This is a genomic window from Segetibacter aerophilus, from assembly GCF_007991655.1.
Lineage (GTDB): Bacteria > Bacteroidota > Bacteroidia > Chitinophagales > Chitinophagaceae > Segetibacter > Segetibacter aerophilus.
The window spans coordinates 13,377-28,885 of sequence record NZ_BJYT01000009.1 but is presented as its reverse complement, the minus strand read 5'-3'; the positions used below and the strand labels follow the sequence as shown (position 1 = coordinate 28,885).

General features: G+C 40.2%; 15 protein-coding genes. 11 read left to right on the top strand and 4 right to left on the bottom strand.

From position 1 onward, the window contains the following. Nucleotides 1-89 precede the first annotated feature (89 nt). Together SAE01_RS12900 and SAE01_RS12895 are read right to left on the bottom strand one after the other, a co-directional pair. Nucleotides 90-614: a hypothetical protein gene (locus SAE01_RS12900; RefSeq protein ID WP_147204184.1), complete on the bottom strand. Its 525-nt coding sequence runs from the start codon at nt 612-614 to the stop codon at nt 90-92. A gap of 44 nt (nt 615-658) precedes the next feature. Beyond that, nucleotides 659-1,702 (bottom strand): agmatinase family protein, encoded by a 1,044-nt coding sequence (locus SAE01_RS12895; protein ID WP_147204183.1) that lies wholly within the window; start codon nt 1,700-1,702, stop codon nt 659-661. A gap of 464 nt (nt 1,703-2,166) precedes the next feature. On the opposite strand from SAE01_RS12895, the gene SAE01_RS12890 reads away from it, so the two are divergent. Beyond that, nucleotides 2,167-3,045 (top strand): Gfo/Idh/MocA family protein, encoded by an 879-nt coding sequence (locus tag SAE01_RS12890; protein ID WP_218029151.1) that lies wholly within the window; start codon nt 2,167-2,169, stop codon nt 3,043-3,045. Nucleotides 3,046-3,150: 105 nt separating this feature from the next. Continuing rightward, a complete protein-coding gene (locus SAE01_RS24810) occupies nt 3,151-3,318 on the top strand; it encodes a Gfo/Idh/MocA family oxidoreductase (RefSeq protein ID WP_218029150.1) in 168 nt (55 codons plus the stop codon). Nucleotides 3,319-3,338: 20 nt separating this feature from the next. On the opposite strand, the gene SAE01_RS12885 is transcribed toward SAE01_RS24810, so the two are convergent. Continuing rightward, nucleotides 3,339-4,463 (bottom strand): Gfo/Idh/MocA family protein, encoded by a 1,125-nt coding sequence (locus SAE01_RS12885; protein WP_147204182.1) that lies wholly within the window; start codon nt 4,461-4,463, stop codon nt 3,339-3,341. Between the two features lie 295 nt (nt 4,464-4,758). Here SAE01_RS12885 and SAE01_RS12880 point away from each other — a divergent pair, with 295 nt between their 5' ends. The 6 genes from SAE01_RS12880 (at nt 4,759) to SAE01_RS12855 (ending at nt 11,045) form a co-directional block, all read left to right on the top strand. Next, nucleotides 4,759-5,178, top strand: a complete 420-nt coding sequence (locus tag SAE01_RS12880; protein ID WP_147204181.1) for a cytochrome c maturation protein CcmE domain-containing protein — start codon at nt 4,759-4,761, stop codon at nt 5,176-5,178. Between the two features lie 22 nt (nt 5,179-5,200). Next, complete coding sequence (gene ccsA, locus SAE01_RS12875) at nt 5,201-7,810, top strand: cytochrome c biogenesis protein CcsA (RefSeq protein ID WP_147204180.1); 2,610 nt, start codon at nt 5,201-5,203, stop codon at nt 7,808-7,810. A 213-nt stretch (nt 7,811-8,023) separates the two neighbouring features. Beyond that, on the top strand, nt 8,024-8,641 hold the full coding sequence (locus SAE01_RS12870; RefSeq protein ID WP_147204179.1) for a DUF4294 domain-containing protein: 618 nt from the start codon (nt 8,024-8,026) through the stop codon (nt 8,639-8,641). A 135-nt stretch (nt 8,642-8,776) separates the two neighbouring features. Then, nucleotides 8,777-9,511, top strand: coding sequence for a bacillithiol biosynthesis deacetylase BshB1 (bshB1, locus tag SAE01_RS12865; RefSeq protein WP_147204351.1), 735 nt, complete (start codon nt 8,777-8,779; stop codon nt 9,509-9,511). Between the two features lie 58 nt (nt 9,512-9,569). Beyond that, complete coding sequence (locus SAE01_RS12860; RefSeq protein ID WP_147204178.1) at nt 9,570-10,640, top strand: fatty acid desaturase family protein; 1,071 nt, start codon at nt 9,570-9,572, stop codon at nt 10,638-10,640. 120 nt (nt 10,641-10,760) lie between these two features. After that, nucleotides 10,761-11,045, top strand: coding sequence for an Rdx family protein (locus SAE01_RS12855; protein WP_147204177.1), 285 nt, complete (start codon nt 10,761-10,763; stop codon nt 11,043-11,045). Between the two features lie 109 nt (nt 11,046-11,154). Here the strand turns inward: SAE01_RS12855 and SAE01_RS12850 are convergent, their stop codons facing one another. Then, a complete protein-coding gene (locus tag SAE01_RS12850; protein ID WP_443096428.1) occupies nt 11,155-11,388 on the bottom strand; it encodes a DUF1328 family protein in 234 nt (77 codons plus the stop codon). A gap of 213 nt (nt 11,389-11,601) precedes the next feature. Between SAE01_RS12850 and SAE01_RS12845 the strand changes: the two genes are divergently transcribed. The 3 genes from SAE01_RS12845 to SAE01_RS12835 all read left to right on the top strand — a co-directional run bounded on the left by SAE01_RS12845 (nt 11,602) and on the right by SAE01_RS12835 (nt 15,478). Then, nucleotides 11,602-12,399 carry a HipA family kinase gene (locus tag SAE01_RS12845; RefSeq protein ID WP_147204176.1) on the top strand — a complete coding sequence of 266 codons (798 nt, stop codon included), beginning with the start codon at nt 11,602-11,604 and terminating at the stop codon, nt 12,397-12,399. Continuing rightward, nucleotides 12,377-12,760 (top strand): DUF3037 domain-containing protein, encoded by a 384-nt coding sequence (locus SAE01_RS12840; RefSeq protein ID WP_147204175.1) that lies wholly within the window; start codon nt 12,377-12,379, stop codon nt 12,758-12,760. The genes SAE01_RS12845 and SAE01_RS12840 overlap by 23 nt, the downstream gene beginning before the upstream one ends. A gap of 213 nt (nt 12,761-12,973) precedes the next feature. Beyond that, nucleotides 12,974-15,478, top strand: a complete 2,505-nt coding sequence (locus tag SAE01_RS12835) for a M14 family metallopeptidase (protein WP_147204174.1) — start codon at nt 12,974-12,976, stop codon at nt 15,476-15,478. Nucleotides 15,479-15,509 lie beyond the last annotated feature (31 nt).

Below are 15,509 nucleotides of genomic sequence, written 5' to 3'. Positions count from 1 at the left end.
GTTTTTTGTATGTTTTTTGATTTAACGAAAAATGGGAAGCAGGCGTTTTTAAAAGAACGGCTGCTTTTCTTTTAGGGTATGGGCACTGGTTAAGATAATTCTTCTCGGGGATTGGCAGCAACAAGACAACGGTGAGCGAAGTCGTTGAACTCTTTTTCAATGTCAGCCGTCACATAACCTTCAATCTCTTTTTGATAGAGTTTATTGTTTTTCTGATCGACGGTGATAATTCCGTCTTTGATAATTACATTTTTGATTTCATTCCATTGCAGAACTCTTCTGGGCAAACTATTGAAGGAAATTTCCTTCTCCGCAAATCCGATTTCAGCTGGAAACTTAACCTGTTTTTCAAGCAATCCGGCTATCACGTACAAAATGGCCATCCACACATTTCTTTCTGGGCCTAACACCCAACCTAGCGCACAAATAAATAACCCGAGCCGAAATAAGGCCTCACCCTTCTTGCTTTTCTTTATTACGCTGTAAGCCCACGATAAGAAAACTCCCGCACCTATAAAAAGGTATACTGCGCCTGCCTTTGGATGATGATAGTAGAAATAGGCAAAAGTGAGTAAGGCAAAGACGTACATCAACTGGCTGATTTGATCAGCCATTCGGTAGTCTCGCTTCTTAAGCGTTATGAGGTAATCGTACACCATTACGGATTGCTCTTAACCAACAGATTGCATAGTTTAAATAGGATGCGTGCAGCGATGTTTGCATCTAAACCACCTTCACCGACACCAACTTCATTTAAGTCAAAACCTACCAGTTTCCTGCCACTTTCAATTACTTTTTTAAAAAGATACATTATCTGCTCTGCCTCAAAACCGCCAGCGACCGGTGTACCTGTGTTGGGACAAAGTTTTGGATCGAGACCATCAATATCAAAACTGATATAAACTTTAGGAGGAAGCTGATCGACAATTTCACCAACAATAGTCTTCCAGGTTTCCCCTTCGTACTGCCTTTCTTTAATGTCTTTGTCAAAATAAGTACTGATGCGCTCGCTGTTATCAAGCACATATTGATTTTCGTCTTCAGAATAATCGCGTACGCCCACCTGCACCAACTTCTTTAACTGCGGAATTTCCTGCAAGGCGTTGTGCATAATAGAGGCGTGACTGTACTTAAAATCTTCGTAAGAAATACGAAGGTCGCAGTGAGCATCGATCTGCAGTATTCCAAAATCTCCGTGTAGTTCGGCTATTGCTTTAAAGTATCCCAAAGGCGTGCTATGGTCTCCACCGATTAAACCGACAAGTTTTTCATTTTCAAGCAAAGCCTTTGTCTGGTTATACACCCAGTCATTTAGAAAAATACTGCCTTCATTTATTTCTCTAAGGCTTTTGCACATAAACTTGTTCGCCTGTACATCGTCGCCTTTCGAAATGTAATCGATGTATAATTCTGCTTCTTTCCGTAAGTAGTCGCTTTTCAGTAAAACCTTTCTGTCAATAGGTTTCATGTAGAACCCACTTTTCCAGCCGTCTTTTACGTCGGGGTCATAAAGGTCTACCTGTAAACTCGCCTTGAAAATTTGGTCCGCTGCCCGTGATGTTCCAGCTCCGAAGCTTACAGTAACTTCCCATGGTATTGGTAGTAAAACCACTTTTGCTTCTTCTTCTGAAAAAGGCAATCCAAAAATGTTGTTATTCGGATTACCCGCCTGGTTAGGGTCAAATAGAGATAGATCTGCCATATTTATTTTTAAAACGCGGTGCAAGTTAGCCCAATTAATGTTTCTGGATAACTTGACAGAACCGCACTTGTAAATCTTAACATTAACGGATTTGCTAACAGCTTATTTCGTACCAGAATTTGATCGTGCTAGTCTTTTGGAGGAGTTCTTCAAAAAAAGGTTTATTCCGGCACCCGTTTCCATAGCAACATCGTTGCGTCGCAATCACTTCACCTGCAAACCTTCCTGCATCTTTAGTCGCTATTTCAAAATGGCCTTCAAAAGACTTAAACCTTATTTCCCAAAACAGGTTTGTTTTTCCCTCAACAAAACAGCCAATCGTCCCGTCAAAATCCCACACTAACCTATGTTTTTACTCAATAAATCGTAAAGCAGCTCCTTATTACAGAGGCCGGTTTTTTGCAGCGATTCATGCTAGTCCTAACATTCAAAATTCCTAATTCCTAATTCCTAATTCTCCAACTATGACTCCCTATCACCAACCAAACCCTTACACACGAAGAAAATTTATTTACAATCTTTCCTGCAAGGCGGGCTTTGCAGCTCTTGCAGTAAATGGAATCAGTTCTCTAGCCGGCTGCGGGACAAATGAACAACAGAGTGAAGAAAAAGCAACGAACGAAAAAGGCCAGCACAAGCTAGGCATTGCACTGGTTGGATTAGGAGGGTACAGCTCAGGAGAACTTGCCCCATCACTAAAAGAAACTCAACATTGTTACCTCTCCGGTATTGTTACAGGTAGCCCCGACAAAGCTGAGAAGTGGAAGAAGCAATACAATATTCCTGACAAGAATATTTACAACTATCAAACTTTTGATTCGATCAAAGACAATCCCGACATCGATATTGTTTATGTTGTTTTGCCCAACTCGATGCATGCAGAATATACTATTCGCGCAGCCAAAGCCGGCAAGCATGTTATCTGTGAAAAGCCAATGGCAGTTTCGACAGAAGAATGTGAAAGTATGATAGCTGCCTGCAAGGAAGTAGGCAAAATGTTGTCTATAGGTTACCGACTTCATTTTGATCCATTTCACCTGGAGATGATGCGTTTGGGTCAAAAGAAAATATATGGCCCCATTAAACTGATAAAAGCATACAATGGCATGGACGGAACATCCGGTTGGCGGCTTGATAAAAAATTAGCAGGCGGCGGTCCATTGATGGACCTGGGAGTTTACTGTATACAAGGCGCACGATATACAACAGGGTTGGAACCGATCTCCGTGGCAGCACAAGAAGGCCCAAAGACAAATAAAGAAATGTTCAAGAACATTGAAGAAACGATCCTCTGGCAAATGGAGTTTCCAGGAGGGATAAACGCAGATTGTATGTGCAGCTAGTCTAAGGGAACAAACCTGCTACGTGCAGAAGCAGAAAAAGGCTGGTTTGAACTTTCGCCCACATACGCTTATAGAGGGCTAAAAGGCAAAACTTCAGAAGGGGAAATGGATTTCAAAGGTGTCAATCAACAGGCAAGACAAATGGATGATTTCGCCATGGCCGTTAAAGACAAACGTCCGTCACCTGTTCCCGGTGAAATGGGCCTGCAGGATGTAAGAATTATTAAAGCTATTTACAAAGCAATGGAAACAGGAAGACGGGTGGAAGTATAAAAGGCCAATCAAGATTTATTCTACTTCTTTAACGTTATCGTTTTCCCCGTTCTTGCTGACTCTCTTGCTGCATCTAAAATGCGTACAGCTTTCATATTGTTTTCCAGGGAGTATAAACCATTGTGAGGCACTTTTATTTTTCCTCTTACAACATCTGCCAGGTAAGAAAACGGGTCCGTGTAAACTGTTACTTCTTTCGTTGTTACCCGCAACGTTTGTTCGCCTTTTGTTTGCGTATTTCTCAGGCGCATGTTATTATTATTTGTCGCAATAATGTATCCCGTCTCGCCATATACCTCCATATCTTTTCTTGCAAAAGGCCAGTTCCAGGAGGCTTGTATAATGCATTGAGCTTTTGGATAGGTAACGACAATAGTAGCTTCATCATCTACTTTAGGGTAAATGGCAGGTTGAAAATGACCTGTTACTGCCGTAACAGAAAGCGGCTCCTGGTCTTTCATCAAGTAGGTCATAAGATTTGCTCCATAACATCCGAAGTCCACAATAGCCCCACCACCATTTTGCGCTGGGTCTGTAAGAATTTGAAAAAATTCGGGTTGAACCTCGATCTTCTTTGGCCCTTCATGCCCGTGATGAAATACTACTTTCCGGATAGGGCCAACATAATTACTGTCATTGACTAATTGAAAAGTTTTCTCGGTGGTGGGATACCAGGAGGTCTCATAATTAGTAAGCAGATAGATGTGATTTTTGTTGGCCAGTTCCTGCATTTGTCTCGCGTCCTCGTTATTAAACGTGAGTGGTTTTTCTACCATTACATGAATGCCTCTTGGAGCACAGGCTTCTACTGCAGCAAGATGATTTTTTATTGAACCAAAGACTGAGACCGCTTCGGGCTTTACTGCATCCAGCATTTTGTTTAGATCCGTGTAGAATAAAGCAGGATCAAGATGGTGTTCTTTTGCGTTGCGTTCGCCTAACTCTTTGTTTGGTTCGTAAATACCTACAAGCGTAACATCTGGCTTTTTTCGTTCTAGTATCCATCCAACATGACCGTGAGATATGCCTACAACAGCGAGGCGAAGTGGGGTAGACTGAACAGGTTGCGCATTTAATAGAGGCATAGCTAAAGGTTGCAACAGGAATATTATGTAAATGCGGAAAAGGGGCTTAAAAAGTTTCATAGTGGCAGGAGTTAGTAACTCTAAAGTTATTGATTTTGCTTGAGGGCAAGTAGTTATTGATACTTACGCCACACCAATGTGTTTAACCAATCGTGGTCGGGTTGAATAAACATACAACAGTAGAAGGGTGTGACACAACGATGCTAAATGAAGACATACTGCTTGGTACAAGAAATTTACCCAAATGTAAAAGGCTTCTGAAAACCTTGAAACTGTACGCGTTTTAACAATAGCACTAAACACCTCTCTTCATGCCATCCCTTTTTTGAACTACATTTGCGGAAAACCCGGAGCAATGAAAAAAACGCACATAATTCTGCTTGTTTTGATAGCTGCAGCCATTGCAGTTCTAATAAGTTTTATGGGTGATGTTACTACGTATGATACCGTTACGTCGGCCAAAGAAAAACCCGGAAAATTTGTGCATTTGATTGCAAAAGTTGAAAAGAACTCTCTGAATTACGATCCCGTAAAAGACCCGAATTATCTCTCATTTACTGCGGTAGACTCTATCGGCAATAGCATAAAAGTGGTCTATCGCAATACAAAGCCAACTGACATGGAAAAAAGCGAGCGACTGGTATTAAAGGGCAGGGTAGAGGGAGACCATTTTGAATGTCGTGATATTCTTTTGAAGTGCCCATCGAAATATAAGGATGATATGAACGCGGCTAAAAAGGAATTGGGAACGGCAGTGAATTATGAAACAAAATAAGAGAAGAAATTAAAAAGTGCTCATGGAATTTATAGGGGAACATTTACTACCTGGACAAATAGGACAATTTTTCGCAATACTTTCTCTGGTGGCTTCGTTGGTGGCCACCGTTGCTTTTTTTAAGGCGGCCAATACTGCAGAATTACAGGAAAAAAGCGGCTGGATACGGATAGCAAGGATCTCATTTCTATTAGAGACTGTATCTATCGTTGCAATATTTTCTTCACTTTATTATATTATTTCAAATCATTTTTTTGAATACAAATATGCCTGGCAACATAGTAGCCGAGCTTTGCAGGTTGAGTATTTGTTAAGTTGTTTTTGGGAGGGCCAGGAAGGTAGTTTTATGCTGTGGAGTTTCTGGCATTGCGTGTTAGGATGGATACTCATCTGGAGAGCGAAAACATGGGAAGCACCAGTAATGAGTATTGTAAGCTTTGCTCAATTTTGCCTTGCTACAATGATTGTCGGCCTTTACTTCTGGGGAGCGAAAGTAGGAAGCAGTCCGTTTGTTCTACTTAGACATGAAGGCTTTTTTGATGCAGCCCCGGTTTTTAAAGACGTTACTACCGGCGCTTTGCGGAAAGATTATTTGAGCATGTGGAAGGATGGCAACGGGTTAAATGCTTTACTGCAAAACTATTGGATGGTTATTCACCCGCCTGTGTTGTTTTTAGGATTTGCGTCAACGATTGTTCCTTTTGCCTATGCCATCGCAGGGTTGTGGAAAAGAGACTATAAAGGCTGGACAAAGCCTGCGATTTCCTGGGCCGCTTTTTCGACAGGTATTTTAGGTGTTGGTATAATGATGGGTGCAGCCTGGGCTTATGAAAGTTTGACTTTCGGAGGGTATTGGGCGTGGGATCCTGTTGAGAACGCATCGTTAGTTCCGTGGCTGGTAATGGTCGCCGGCTTGCATACGAACCTGATTTTCCGCAGCAGCGGTTATTCTCTAAAGAGTACATATTCATTTTATATTCTTGCCTTCCTGCTTATTTTATATTCTACGTTTTTGACAAGAAGCGGGGTTTTAGGGGATACTTCGGTACACGCGTTTACTGATCTAGGCATGAATGTGCAGTTATACCTTTTTCTAAACCTCTTCTTCTGGATTCCACCTTTTATTGCAGCAAAGACGAGAAACTACAAAATGATTGTTGTAGCTCTTTTTATAGTCCTAAATGTCTTAGGATATTTTTATGGCGTTCTTACCTTAGTTTCTACCCTTCTTGCTTTGGTTGCTCTTTTCTGGCTGATTAACCACGATGCGGAAATACCAACAATAACGAAAGAAGAAAACACCTATAGCAGGGAGTTCTGGATGTTTATCGGCTCGCTTATATTCTTCTTATCGGCGTTTGTTATAATAGTGATCACTTCGTTGCCTGTGCTGAATAAGCTGCTTGGTACAAAGTGGGCAGTTGGTGAGGACCCGGAAGGCTTTCACAACCAGGTGCAGATTTTCGTAGCTATTATTATAGGAACATTAACGGCGATCACTCAATACTTTAAATACAAAGACACACCTAAGCCCTTTTTTCTAAGGAGAATTGCAGGTCCTACTTTAATTGCCGTTTTAGCCAGTATAGCTATTGCCATTTGGGGCGAAATTGAGTACGATAAAAAAGGCATTGGTTTTTTGATAGCCATTCATTTAGGTGTTTTTGCAGCCATTTATGCAGTTGTCGCAAATGCCTCCTATATACAGTTGGGTTTGAAAGGAAAGCTAAAGATGGCGGGTGCATCAGTTGCTCATATAGGCTTTGGCCTTTTTCTTTTAGGTATCCTGATTTCAAGCTCGAAAAAGTCTGTTTTAAGTTATAACACAACAGGCATGTCCCCGTTAAAAATCGGGGATAAGGAGAGCCCGTTGGAAAATCTTACGTTGGTAAAAGGTCTCGCCACTGATATGGGCAAGTACATGGTGACGTACGTGAAGGATACACTCAATCCAAAAGATCGGAAGCGGTATTACGAGATAAATTTTCAAAGCAAAAAGGGCGACGAGAAGTTTAACCTGTATCCTGACATCATTGAAAATAATAAAGGTGCAGAAGGGGTAACTCCCAATCCTTCAGCGAAGCACTACTGGAACAGGGATATTTTTACCTATTTGACTTTTCTGGGTGATCCTGAAAAGATTAAGGCGGCCGACACTTCCACGTTTAGAAACACAAATGTTCGCATTGGAGATACCCTTTTTTATTCTAAAGGTGTTATGATCGTAAATAATGTTACAGTTAACCCGTCAAATACAAAGTACCAGTTTAGTCAAAACGACACCGCTATTGCTTTAAACATCACCGTGATATCTAAAGAGGGAAACCGTTTCGAAGCACAACCGCTGCTGCAGGTTAAAAACGGCAGCATTTATTCCATCCCCGACACCGTCATGGCGCAGAGCCTGATTCTACAATTTGCGCAAGTAAAGGACCAAACCCAGGGGTTGCTGCAAATTGGAGTAAAAGAAAGTTCATCCGTTCTTAATTTTGTGACCCTTAAAGCCTACGAGTTTCCCTTCATTAATATCCTATGGATGGGAGTGTTGGTAATGGTTGTGGGTATCATAATGAGCATTGTGCAAAGGGTAAAACAGATGAAAAGGATTGGTTCTACCGCAAGAGTTGAATAAAATTCAGGTGGTATAGTACCACAACTAATTAAAATAACGTTTTAAAAGAGTTCGATTGCGAACTCTTTTTTAGTTTGTTTAGTTTCGACCATTTTTAATCGTTTTTTCGAAAAGTTCGTATTTAGAAAGAAATAACATAGAGTTAGGTTACTTAAACAGTAAAGCAGCATAAATATTCGTAGTTATCTCTATATTTATAACAGGAGTTTAGTCATGAGTAAAAATTATAAATTACTACTTACTGGTGGTTTAATTGTTTTCCTGCTATTAAGTGGAATTGGCGTAAATGCACAGGACAACCGAAACGATACACTTAAGGTGTACGCTTTTGTTGTAGATGGGGATACCATTCCGGGGGGGCGTTTACTGGATGTAGAAGTTTACACAAAAATGCACGCGAAATGGCGGCAGTACTGGGCTGAATGGAACAGGTTAAGGAACGCTGTGTATGTCACTTATCCCTATGCAAAAGCTGCGGGTAAAGTCTTTAATGAAGTAAATAGTTTACTGGTAAATGTCACTGATAAGCAAGAGCGGAAGAGGATTATTAAGTCAAGGGAAAAAGAACTTAAGAAGGAATTTACAAGTAAAATAACCAATCTCTCAGTTTACCAGGGTAAAGTTTTAATGAAGTTGATCTATCGTGAAACCGGTAACAACTGCTACCATCTCATCCAGGAATATAAGGGCGGTTTTACTGCAGGATTTTATCAAACTGTAGCAATCATTTTTGGAAGCAGCCTGAAACAAAATTATGATCCGGTAGAAAAAGACCAGGCGATAGAGATCATTGTTAAAGATGTTGAAAGAATGTACGGCCACCGCAGTTGAAACCCAAATGGAGGCGTGATCTCGCACTAAAAAATTGGCCATGTCGGTCAGTTCCTGTGAATATCTTATCTGTTTTAATTAACATAATCCTTCTTATAAAAGATTACCTTGCAGCCACTTTTAAAGGCTGTAAAAATGTTTGAAAAACTGGATATCCTGGCTTTCGGTGTCCATCCGGATGATGTAGAACTAGGTTGTTCAGGAACTATTCTCGCCTGCGTGGCAGAAGGGAAAAAAGTCGGAATTGTTGATTTAACCCAGGGCGAATTAGGAACAAGAGGTAGTGCTGAGACAAGAAAGGAAGAAGCTGCTGAAGCTGCAAAAGTTTTACAGGCATCTGTGAGAGAAAACCTTAAAATGGCAGATGGCTTTTTTCAAAACGATGAAAAGCATCAGAGAAAAGTTATAGAAGTTATAAGAAAGTACAGGCCTGAAATTGTGTTGTGCAACGCGTTGGAAGATCGTCACCCCGATCACGGAAGAAGTGCACAACTGGTAGAAGACGCTGCGTTCTTGTCTGGTTTAAGAAAAATAGAAACCGTAGTTGAAGCTGAATTGCAGGATGCCTGGAGACCAAAATACATTTTTCATTACCTTCAGGATCGTTTTTTACAACCCGACTTTGTTTTTGATATTTCAGATTATTTCGATAAAAAGTTACAATCTGTCTTATGTTATAAAACGCAATTTTTCAACCCCGACCTTAACGAACCCCAGACTTACATCTCCAGCCCTGCTTTTTTCGAAAGTATTAGAGCAAGATCTATGATGCTGGGAAAACGAATTGGAGTTCAATATGCAGAGGGTTATATCACAAAAAAGATGATAGGAGTTAATACTTTTAATTCCTTTATTCAACATACAACCTGATTTTGCGTTAGAGACATAAATAATAAACACAAAACCGGAATTATAAATATCTAGTATTATGGCTACACCAAAATTTGCTACACAAAAGCAGTCCTTTCACGGGGAACTTAAAAGAAGGATCAATGAATATTTTACTGAGCGAAATATCAGCACAACCGGCAATTATAAGTTGTATACCAAAGCTGTAATTCTTTTAGTAAGTTTTTCTATTACTTATATACACCTCGTTTTTTTTACTCCATCAACTGTTTTAGCTCTTCTTGAGGCGGCTTTGTTAGGTGGATTAATGTCGGCTATTGGCTTCAATATTATGCATGACGGCGGACATGGTAGTTTCAGCGACTCTCCTTTTATTAATAAATGTGCTGCAATAACACTTGGAATTTTAGGTGGAAGTCCTTTTATGTGGAATGTAAAACACAATATCATCCATCACGCTTTTACCAACATTGATGGCGTTGATGATGATATCGATGCAAGGCCTTTTTTAAGGATGACTTCAACCCAGAAAAAGTATAAAATTCATAATTTTCAACACTGGTATTTTTGGGCTCCTTATTGCCTTTTACATTTTTACTGGAGTTTCGTCTCAGATTACAGGAAGTATTTTACCAAGAAGATCCAGAACATGCCTTTGAAAAAAATGGACACAGCGGACCATATTAGTTTCTGGGTTTTTAAGGCTATTTATTATTCTTTGTTTATAGTAATCCCAATTATCACTATTGGGTTTACCAGCTGGCTAATCGGTTTTATTTTCTTTACTGCAGTTACAGGCTTTATTTTAAGTATTGTTTTTCAACTTGCACATACAGTTGAGCACACGCACTTTCCGGTCCCGGATGTTGTTACAAATAAAATTGAAGACGAATGGGCTATCCACCAGTTGAAGACTACGGCCAACTTCGCGACGAGAAGTAAATTAGTTTCTTGGTATGTCGGGGGATTAAATTTCCAGATTGAGCATCATCTATTTCCAAAAATATCTCACATCCATTACCCGCAAATCAGCAAAATAATCAAGCAGGCTTGTGAAGAATACGGTGTTCAATATGTAGAATATAAAAAGATGAGTCATGCAGTTGTATCTCACGTTGCCTATTTAAAGCAAATGGCCACAGCGTCTTAACTCAAAAACACCTCCGGATATTGATAAAAAGTGCGGTTATTGTTAGCCGCACTTTTTTATTTAGGTAGGGCGGACATCGTAATAAACGTTTTTTTACCTTTTACGTAATACTAAACACAAGTGAAGCCCACAATTAGTATAGAATATTGCCCGAAATGTGGATGGCTCTTAAGAGCTGCTTATATGGCACAAGAAATTCTTACCACGTTTTCCGAGGAGGTCGCCGCTGTCGCATTAAAGCCAGCGGTTGTTAGCGGCACTTATTCCATTTTTATTGATGAACAACTGGTATTTGATCGTAAAACAATGGGACGTTTTCCTGAAGTGAAAGAACTTAAACAACTGATCAGGGATAGAATCAGCCCGGGCAAAAACCTAGGACATTCGGATAGGAATGCAACTTAGATTAAGTAAGGGGAGAGCCAGCTTTTCTACTTTCAAGCATTAAAAGGTAGATTACCGGAATCAAAAAAAGCAGCCCTAGCTGCTTTTGATTTTTAAATATGTCTGGTGGTTATACTGACTTTCTTCCAGCAATAAGCGAGATAAGAAACAGTACGATAAAAATAAAGAATAATACTTTAGCTATACTAGCTGCACCGGCAGCTATACCACCAAAACCAAATATTGCGGCAATTATAGCAACTACCAAGAATATTACTGTCCAACGTAACATAATAATAAGTTTTAAGTTAGTAATACTGTCAATATTCAAAAAACCGTACCAAGATTTATTTTTAATACCCATTTTTTTTATTGACTTCAAAAAAAATTTAGTTGTTATAACATCAGTTGTTTTACTTATTATCGATTCCTTTTTTAAAACAGTCCAAACAACTCTTCCTCATTTTTCAATAACTAAAAAAAGGTTCTACTTTCGAACACCCTTGAGTGGAGCTAGGTGCGAGCTAGAAGTAAAAGATTTAAAGGGATAAACTTTACTATAATTTGAAAGATTGTTATGAGCAGTACTGTACCTGAACTAAGAACTGTAAACGTTACACGATATGTAACTCCGTTGCGTGAAGGCGGGTCCTTGCCAGCCATCGCCGAAGCGGACGACGAGTTTCTATATGTGCTTAAGTTTCGTGGTGCGGGCCAGGGTGTAAAAGCGTTAATTGCTGAACTAATTGCTGGCGAGATTGCCAGATTACTTGGCTTAAAAGTTCCGGAAATTGTGTTTGCAAATTTAGATGAGGCCTTTGGACGAACCGAACCGGACGAAGAAATACAAGACCTGCTTAAGGCTAGCGTAGGTCTTAACCTCGCACTTCATTATCTGTCCGGTGCCATTACTTTTGATCCTGTCGTGACTACCATCGATGCAAAGCTTGCTTCTCAAATCGTTTGGTTGGATTGTTTTATAACTAACGTAGACCGAACGGTTCGAAACACAAATATGTTGATGTGGCGCAATGAACTCTGGTTAATTGATCACGGTGCTGCTCTTTACTTTCATCATTCCTGGCAGAATTTTGACGAACAAGCAAAACGCGCTTTTGTGCAGGTAAAAGACCATGTACTACTACCATTTGCAACCGAACTTGATACAGTAAATGAGGAGTTTCGCTCTATTCTCGGGCCGGAAAGTATTCGTTCTATTGTTGCCTTGATCCCCGAGGAATGGCTTGTAGCAGATTCTTCGGAGGAAGCTGGTAACGAGAGAAGATTTGTTTACACGCAGTTTCTGGAAACCCGTCTTATTAATTCAGATATTTTTGTCAAAGAAGCAAAGCATGCAAGAGAAGCACTTATTTGAGTACGCGGTAATAAGGATAGTGCCTCGTGTAGAACGGGAAGAATTTTTAAACGTAGGCGTAATTCTATATTGCTCAAAGGAGCGTTTTTTACAGTCTAAATTTAAACTCGACAAACAGAGGCTTATTGCTTTTGCACAAGAGCTGGATCTATTACAAATAGAAAAACGCTTGCAAGCTTTTGACAAAATCTGTGCTGGCAATTTCGATGGAGGGCCTATTGCAAAACTTCCTCTATCTTCTCGTTTTCGCTGGCTAACCGCTGCACGAAGTACTGTTGTTCAAATTTCCTCTGTTCACCCGGGCATGTGTTCCAGTGCTGTTGACACATTAAATAGGTTGTACCAACAATTGGTTGACTAGAAGTAGTCTGTTAGACTTCTCTGTGCAATTCATTGCGCCTATTCTCCATCAAAAATTCCTAAAGAAGCTTTGACTTCTACTGTCAAACAAACTGTCCTTAAAAAATTTCTTCCTTTTACTTCAGCTAGCACCCATCTAAAAATTCTTATGCATCAGGATTTTTAAACTCCCCTGCTGTTCTTTTAATTATTTTCGCGGCTTCATTAATAACTTATGAAGTATCTCCTGCTATTACTTTTTACAATTACAAGCCTCTGTGCAAACACTCAAACCCTTCAATCTCCCGAACAGTTTCTTGGCTACAAAATTGGAACGAGATATACTCCTCACTACAAAATTGTCAACTACGTAAGAGCGGTTGCGCAGGCAAAGCCTGACATGGTTAAATTAGAAAAATACGGAGAGACTTATGAGGGAAGAGAACTTTTGGTGCTGTATGTTGCTAACCCTGATAATCTTAAAAATCTTGAGACCATCCGGCAAAACAATTTGTCGTTTGCAGGCATGAACGCCAATAAAACTACTCCCGCCACTTCAGCTAATCCTGCAATTGTTTGGTTAAGCTATAATGTGCACGGCAACGAAACTTCATCTTCCGAAGCGGCCATGCTTACTTTGTTTTCACTAGTTGATCCAACCAATACATCTATCAAAGAATGGCTTAAGAATACGGTTATTATTATTGATCCATGTATTAATCCGGATGGAAGAGATCGGTATGTTAACTGGTTCAATTCGGTAGTGGGTCAAAATTATAATACTGATCCGCAATCCCGTGAACACGTTGAACCGTGGCCAGGTGGTAGAACTAACCATTATAATTTTGACCTGAACAGAGATTGGGCTTGGCAGACACAAAAGGAAACGCAACAACGGCTGGTAAAGTATAACCAGTGGTTGCCACAAATACATGTGGACTTTCATGAGCAAAGCATTAATTCTCCTTACTATTTTGCGCCTGCAGCTGAGCCTTTTCACGAGGTGATTACGCCCTGGCAAAGAGAGTTTCAAAACACAATCGGAAAAAATAACGCAAAGTATTTTGATCAAAATGGCTGGCTGTTTTTTACGAAGCAACAGTTTGACTTATTGTACCCATCTTACGGTGATACCTACCCCTTATACAATGGAGCAATAGGTATGACATTCGAGCAAGGCGGAGGACCAAGGGGAGGACTTGGAGTAACAACCAGCTCAGGGGAAGTTTTGACATTGGTTGACAGGGTAACGCATCACTATACAACCGGCCTTTCTACTATTGAAATGGCATCTCAGAACGCGCAAAAGTTAGTGACAGAATATAAAAAGTTTTTCGATGACAGTAAGGTGGGAAAAGGAAACCCCGTGAAGACGTATGTTCTTACCAGTGATAATCCAGCGAAAATAAACAGCATAGCTCAACTACTAAAATTGAACGGAGTAGAATTTGGCTCGCTGGCAAACAGGCCCTTTAAAGGTTTAAACTATTCAACTGAAAAACAGGAAAATGGGAGCCTGAAAAAATACAGCCTAGCCGTCAGTACTTCACAGCCGAAGTCAGTTTTAGCCCGCGTATTGCTGGAGCAGAAGAGCAAGTTGGTCGATTCTGCTACCTATGACATCACCGCCTGGTCTTTACCGTTTGCTTATGGCGTAGACGCCTATGCAGCGTCAGATGCTGTTTCTATGGTACCTTATCAACCTTCTGTAACTGTTAAGCCGGTTGCATCTTCATCGTACGGCTATTTGATACCCTACAATTCAATCAAAAGCGTAAAATTTCTTGGTCAACTTTTAAAGCAAGGCATTAAGGTCAGGTTTTCTGAGAAGCCTTTTAGTTACAACCAGAAGCAATACGACCGCGGTACTTTGATTGTACTTCAAAAAGCAAATCCTGCAAATCTTCAAACTACTTTGAATGATTTAGCGGCAAAAAATGATGTAGAGGTAGATGGAGTTTCTTCAGGGTTTATGGATAAAGGACCCGATTTTGGTTCGTCTGATGTAAGGTTTATACGTGTTCCTAAAGTCGCATTGCTTACCGGGGAACAAACATCTTCAGGGTCGGCAGGCGAAGTATGGCATTTATTCGAACAGCAACTAGATTACCCTTTAACCCTCATTAACGCAGGCGACTTAAGTCGTACAAGCTTAAAAAATTACAATGTGTTGATCGTTCCCAATGGTAGTTATCGGAACTTGACAGATAAGAATGTGACGGATAAATTAAAGGAGTTTGTAAACAGCGGCGGTACAATGATAGCAATGGAAAATGCTGTTCAAAAACTTTCTTCCGGTGATTGGGGCGTAAAGTTGAAAGAAGATAAAGAAGACAAAAAAGATGATAAAGTAGATTATTCTGTCTTGAAAAAATATGAGAATCGCGATCGGGATGAATTGAACAATAGCATACCAGGCGCTATTTACAAGGTGCAGTTAGACGAGACTCATCCGCTTGCCTTTGGTTATTCGAGTACCTATTACACTTTAAAACAAGATCCGAATGTGTATGAGTTCCTGAAAGAAGGATGGAACGTAGGCATCATCAAAAAAAATAGTTACGTAACCGGTTTTGCGGGATCAAAAGTAAAAAGCCAGCTGAAAGACGGGCTGCTGTTTGGTGTACTTCCAATGGGCAGCGGTTCTGTAGTCCTTTTAGCAGAAGATCCGTTATTCAGGCTCTTTTGGGAAAATGGCAAAATGCTTTTTGCCAATGCCGTTTTTCTCTTAGGGCAATAAAAAAAGTTAGGGGTTGGAAAATAGCTTTTTG

Coding starts and splice junctions, on each gene's coding strand:
- SAE01_RS12860 (WP_147204178.1), top strand. CDS start 9,570: ATGGCTACACCAAAATTTGCTACACAAAAGCAGTCCTTTCACGGGGAA.
- SAE01_RS12900 (WP_147204184.1), bottom strand. CDS start 614: ATGGCTGATCAAATCAGCCAGTTGATGTACGTCTTTGCCTTACTCACT.
- SAE01_RS12885 (WP_147204182.1), bottom strand. CDS start 4,463: ATGAAACTTTTTAAGCCCCTTTTCCGCATTTACATAATATTCCTGTTG.
- ccsA (WP_147204180.1), top strand. CDS start 5,201: ATGGAATTTATAGGGGAACATTTACTACCTGGACAAATAGGACAATTT.
- SAE01_RS12835 (WP_147204174.1), top strand. CDS start 12,974: ATGAAGTATCTCCTGCTATTACTTTTTACAATTACAAGCCTCTGTGCA.
- bshB1 (WP_147204351.1), top strand. CDS start 8,777: ATGTTTGAAAAACTGGATATCCTGGCTTTCGGTGTCCATCCGGATGAT.
- SAE01_RS24810 (WP_218029150.1), top strand. CDS start 3,151: ATGGATTTCAAAGGTGTCAATCAACAGGCAAGACAAATGGATGATTTC.
- SAE01_RS12850 (WP_443096428.1), bottom strand. CDS start 11,388: ATGGGTATTAAAAATAAATCTTGGTACGGTTTTTTGAATATTGACAGT.
- SAE01_RS12890 (WP_218029151.1), top strand. CDS start 2,167: ATGACTCCCTATCACCAACCAAACCCTTACACACGAAGAAAATTTATT.
- SAE01_RS12880 (WP_147204181.1), top strand. CDS start 4,759: ATGAAAAAAACGCACATAATTCTGCTTGTTTTGATAGCTGCAGCCATT.
- SAE01_RS12845 (WP_147204176.1), top strand. CDS start 11,602: ATGAGCAGTACTGTACCTGAACTAAGAACTGTAAACGTTACACGATAT.
- SAE01_RS12870 (WP_147204179.1), top strand. CDS start 8,024: ATGAGTAAAAATTATAAATTACTACTTACTGGTGGTTTAATTGTTTTC.
- SAE01_RS12895 (WP_147204183.1), bottom strand. CDS start 1,702: ATGGCAGATCTATCTCTATTTGACCCTAACCAGGCGGGTAATCCGAAT.
- SAE01_RS12840 (WP_147204175.1), top strand. CDS start 12,377: ATGCAAGAGAAGCACTTATTTGAGTACGCGGTAATAAGGATAGTGCCT.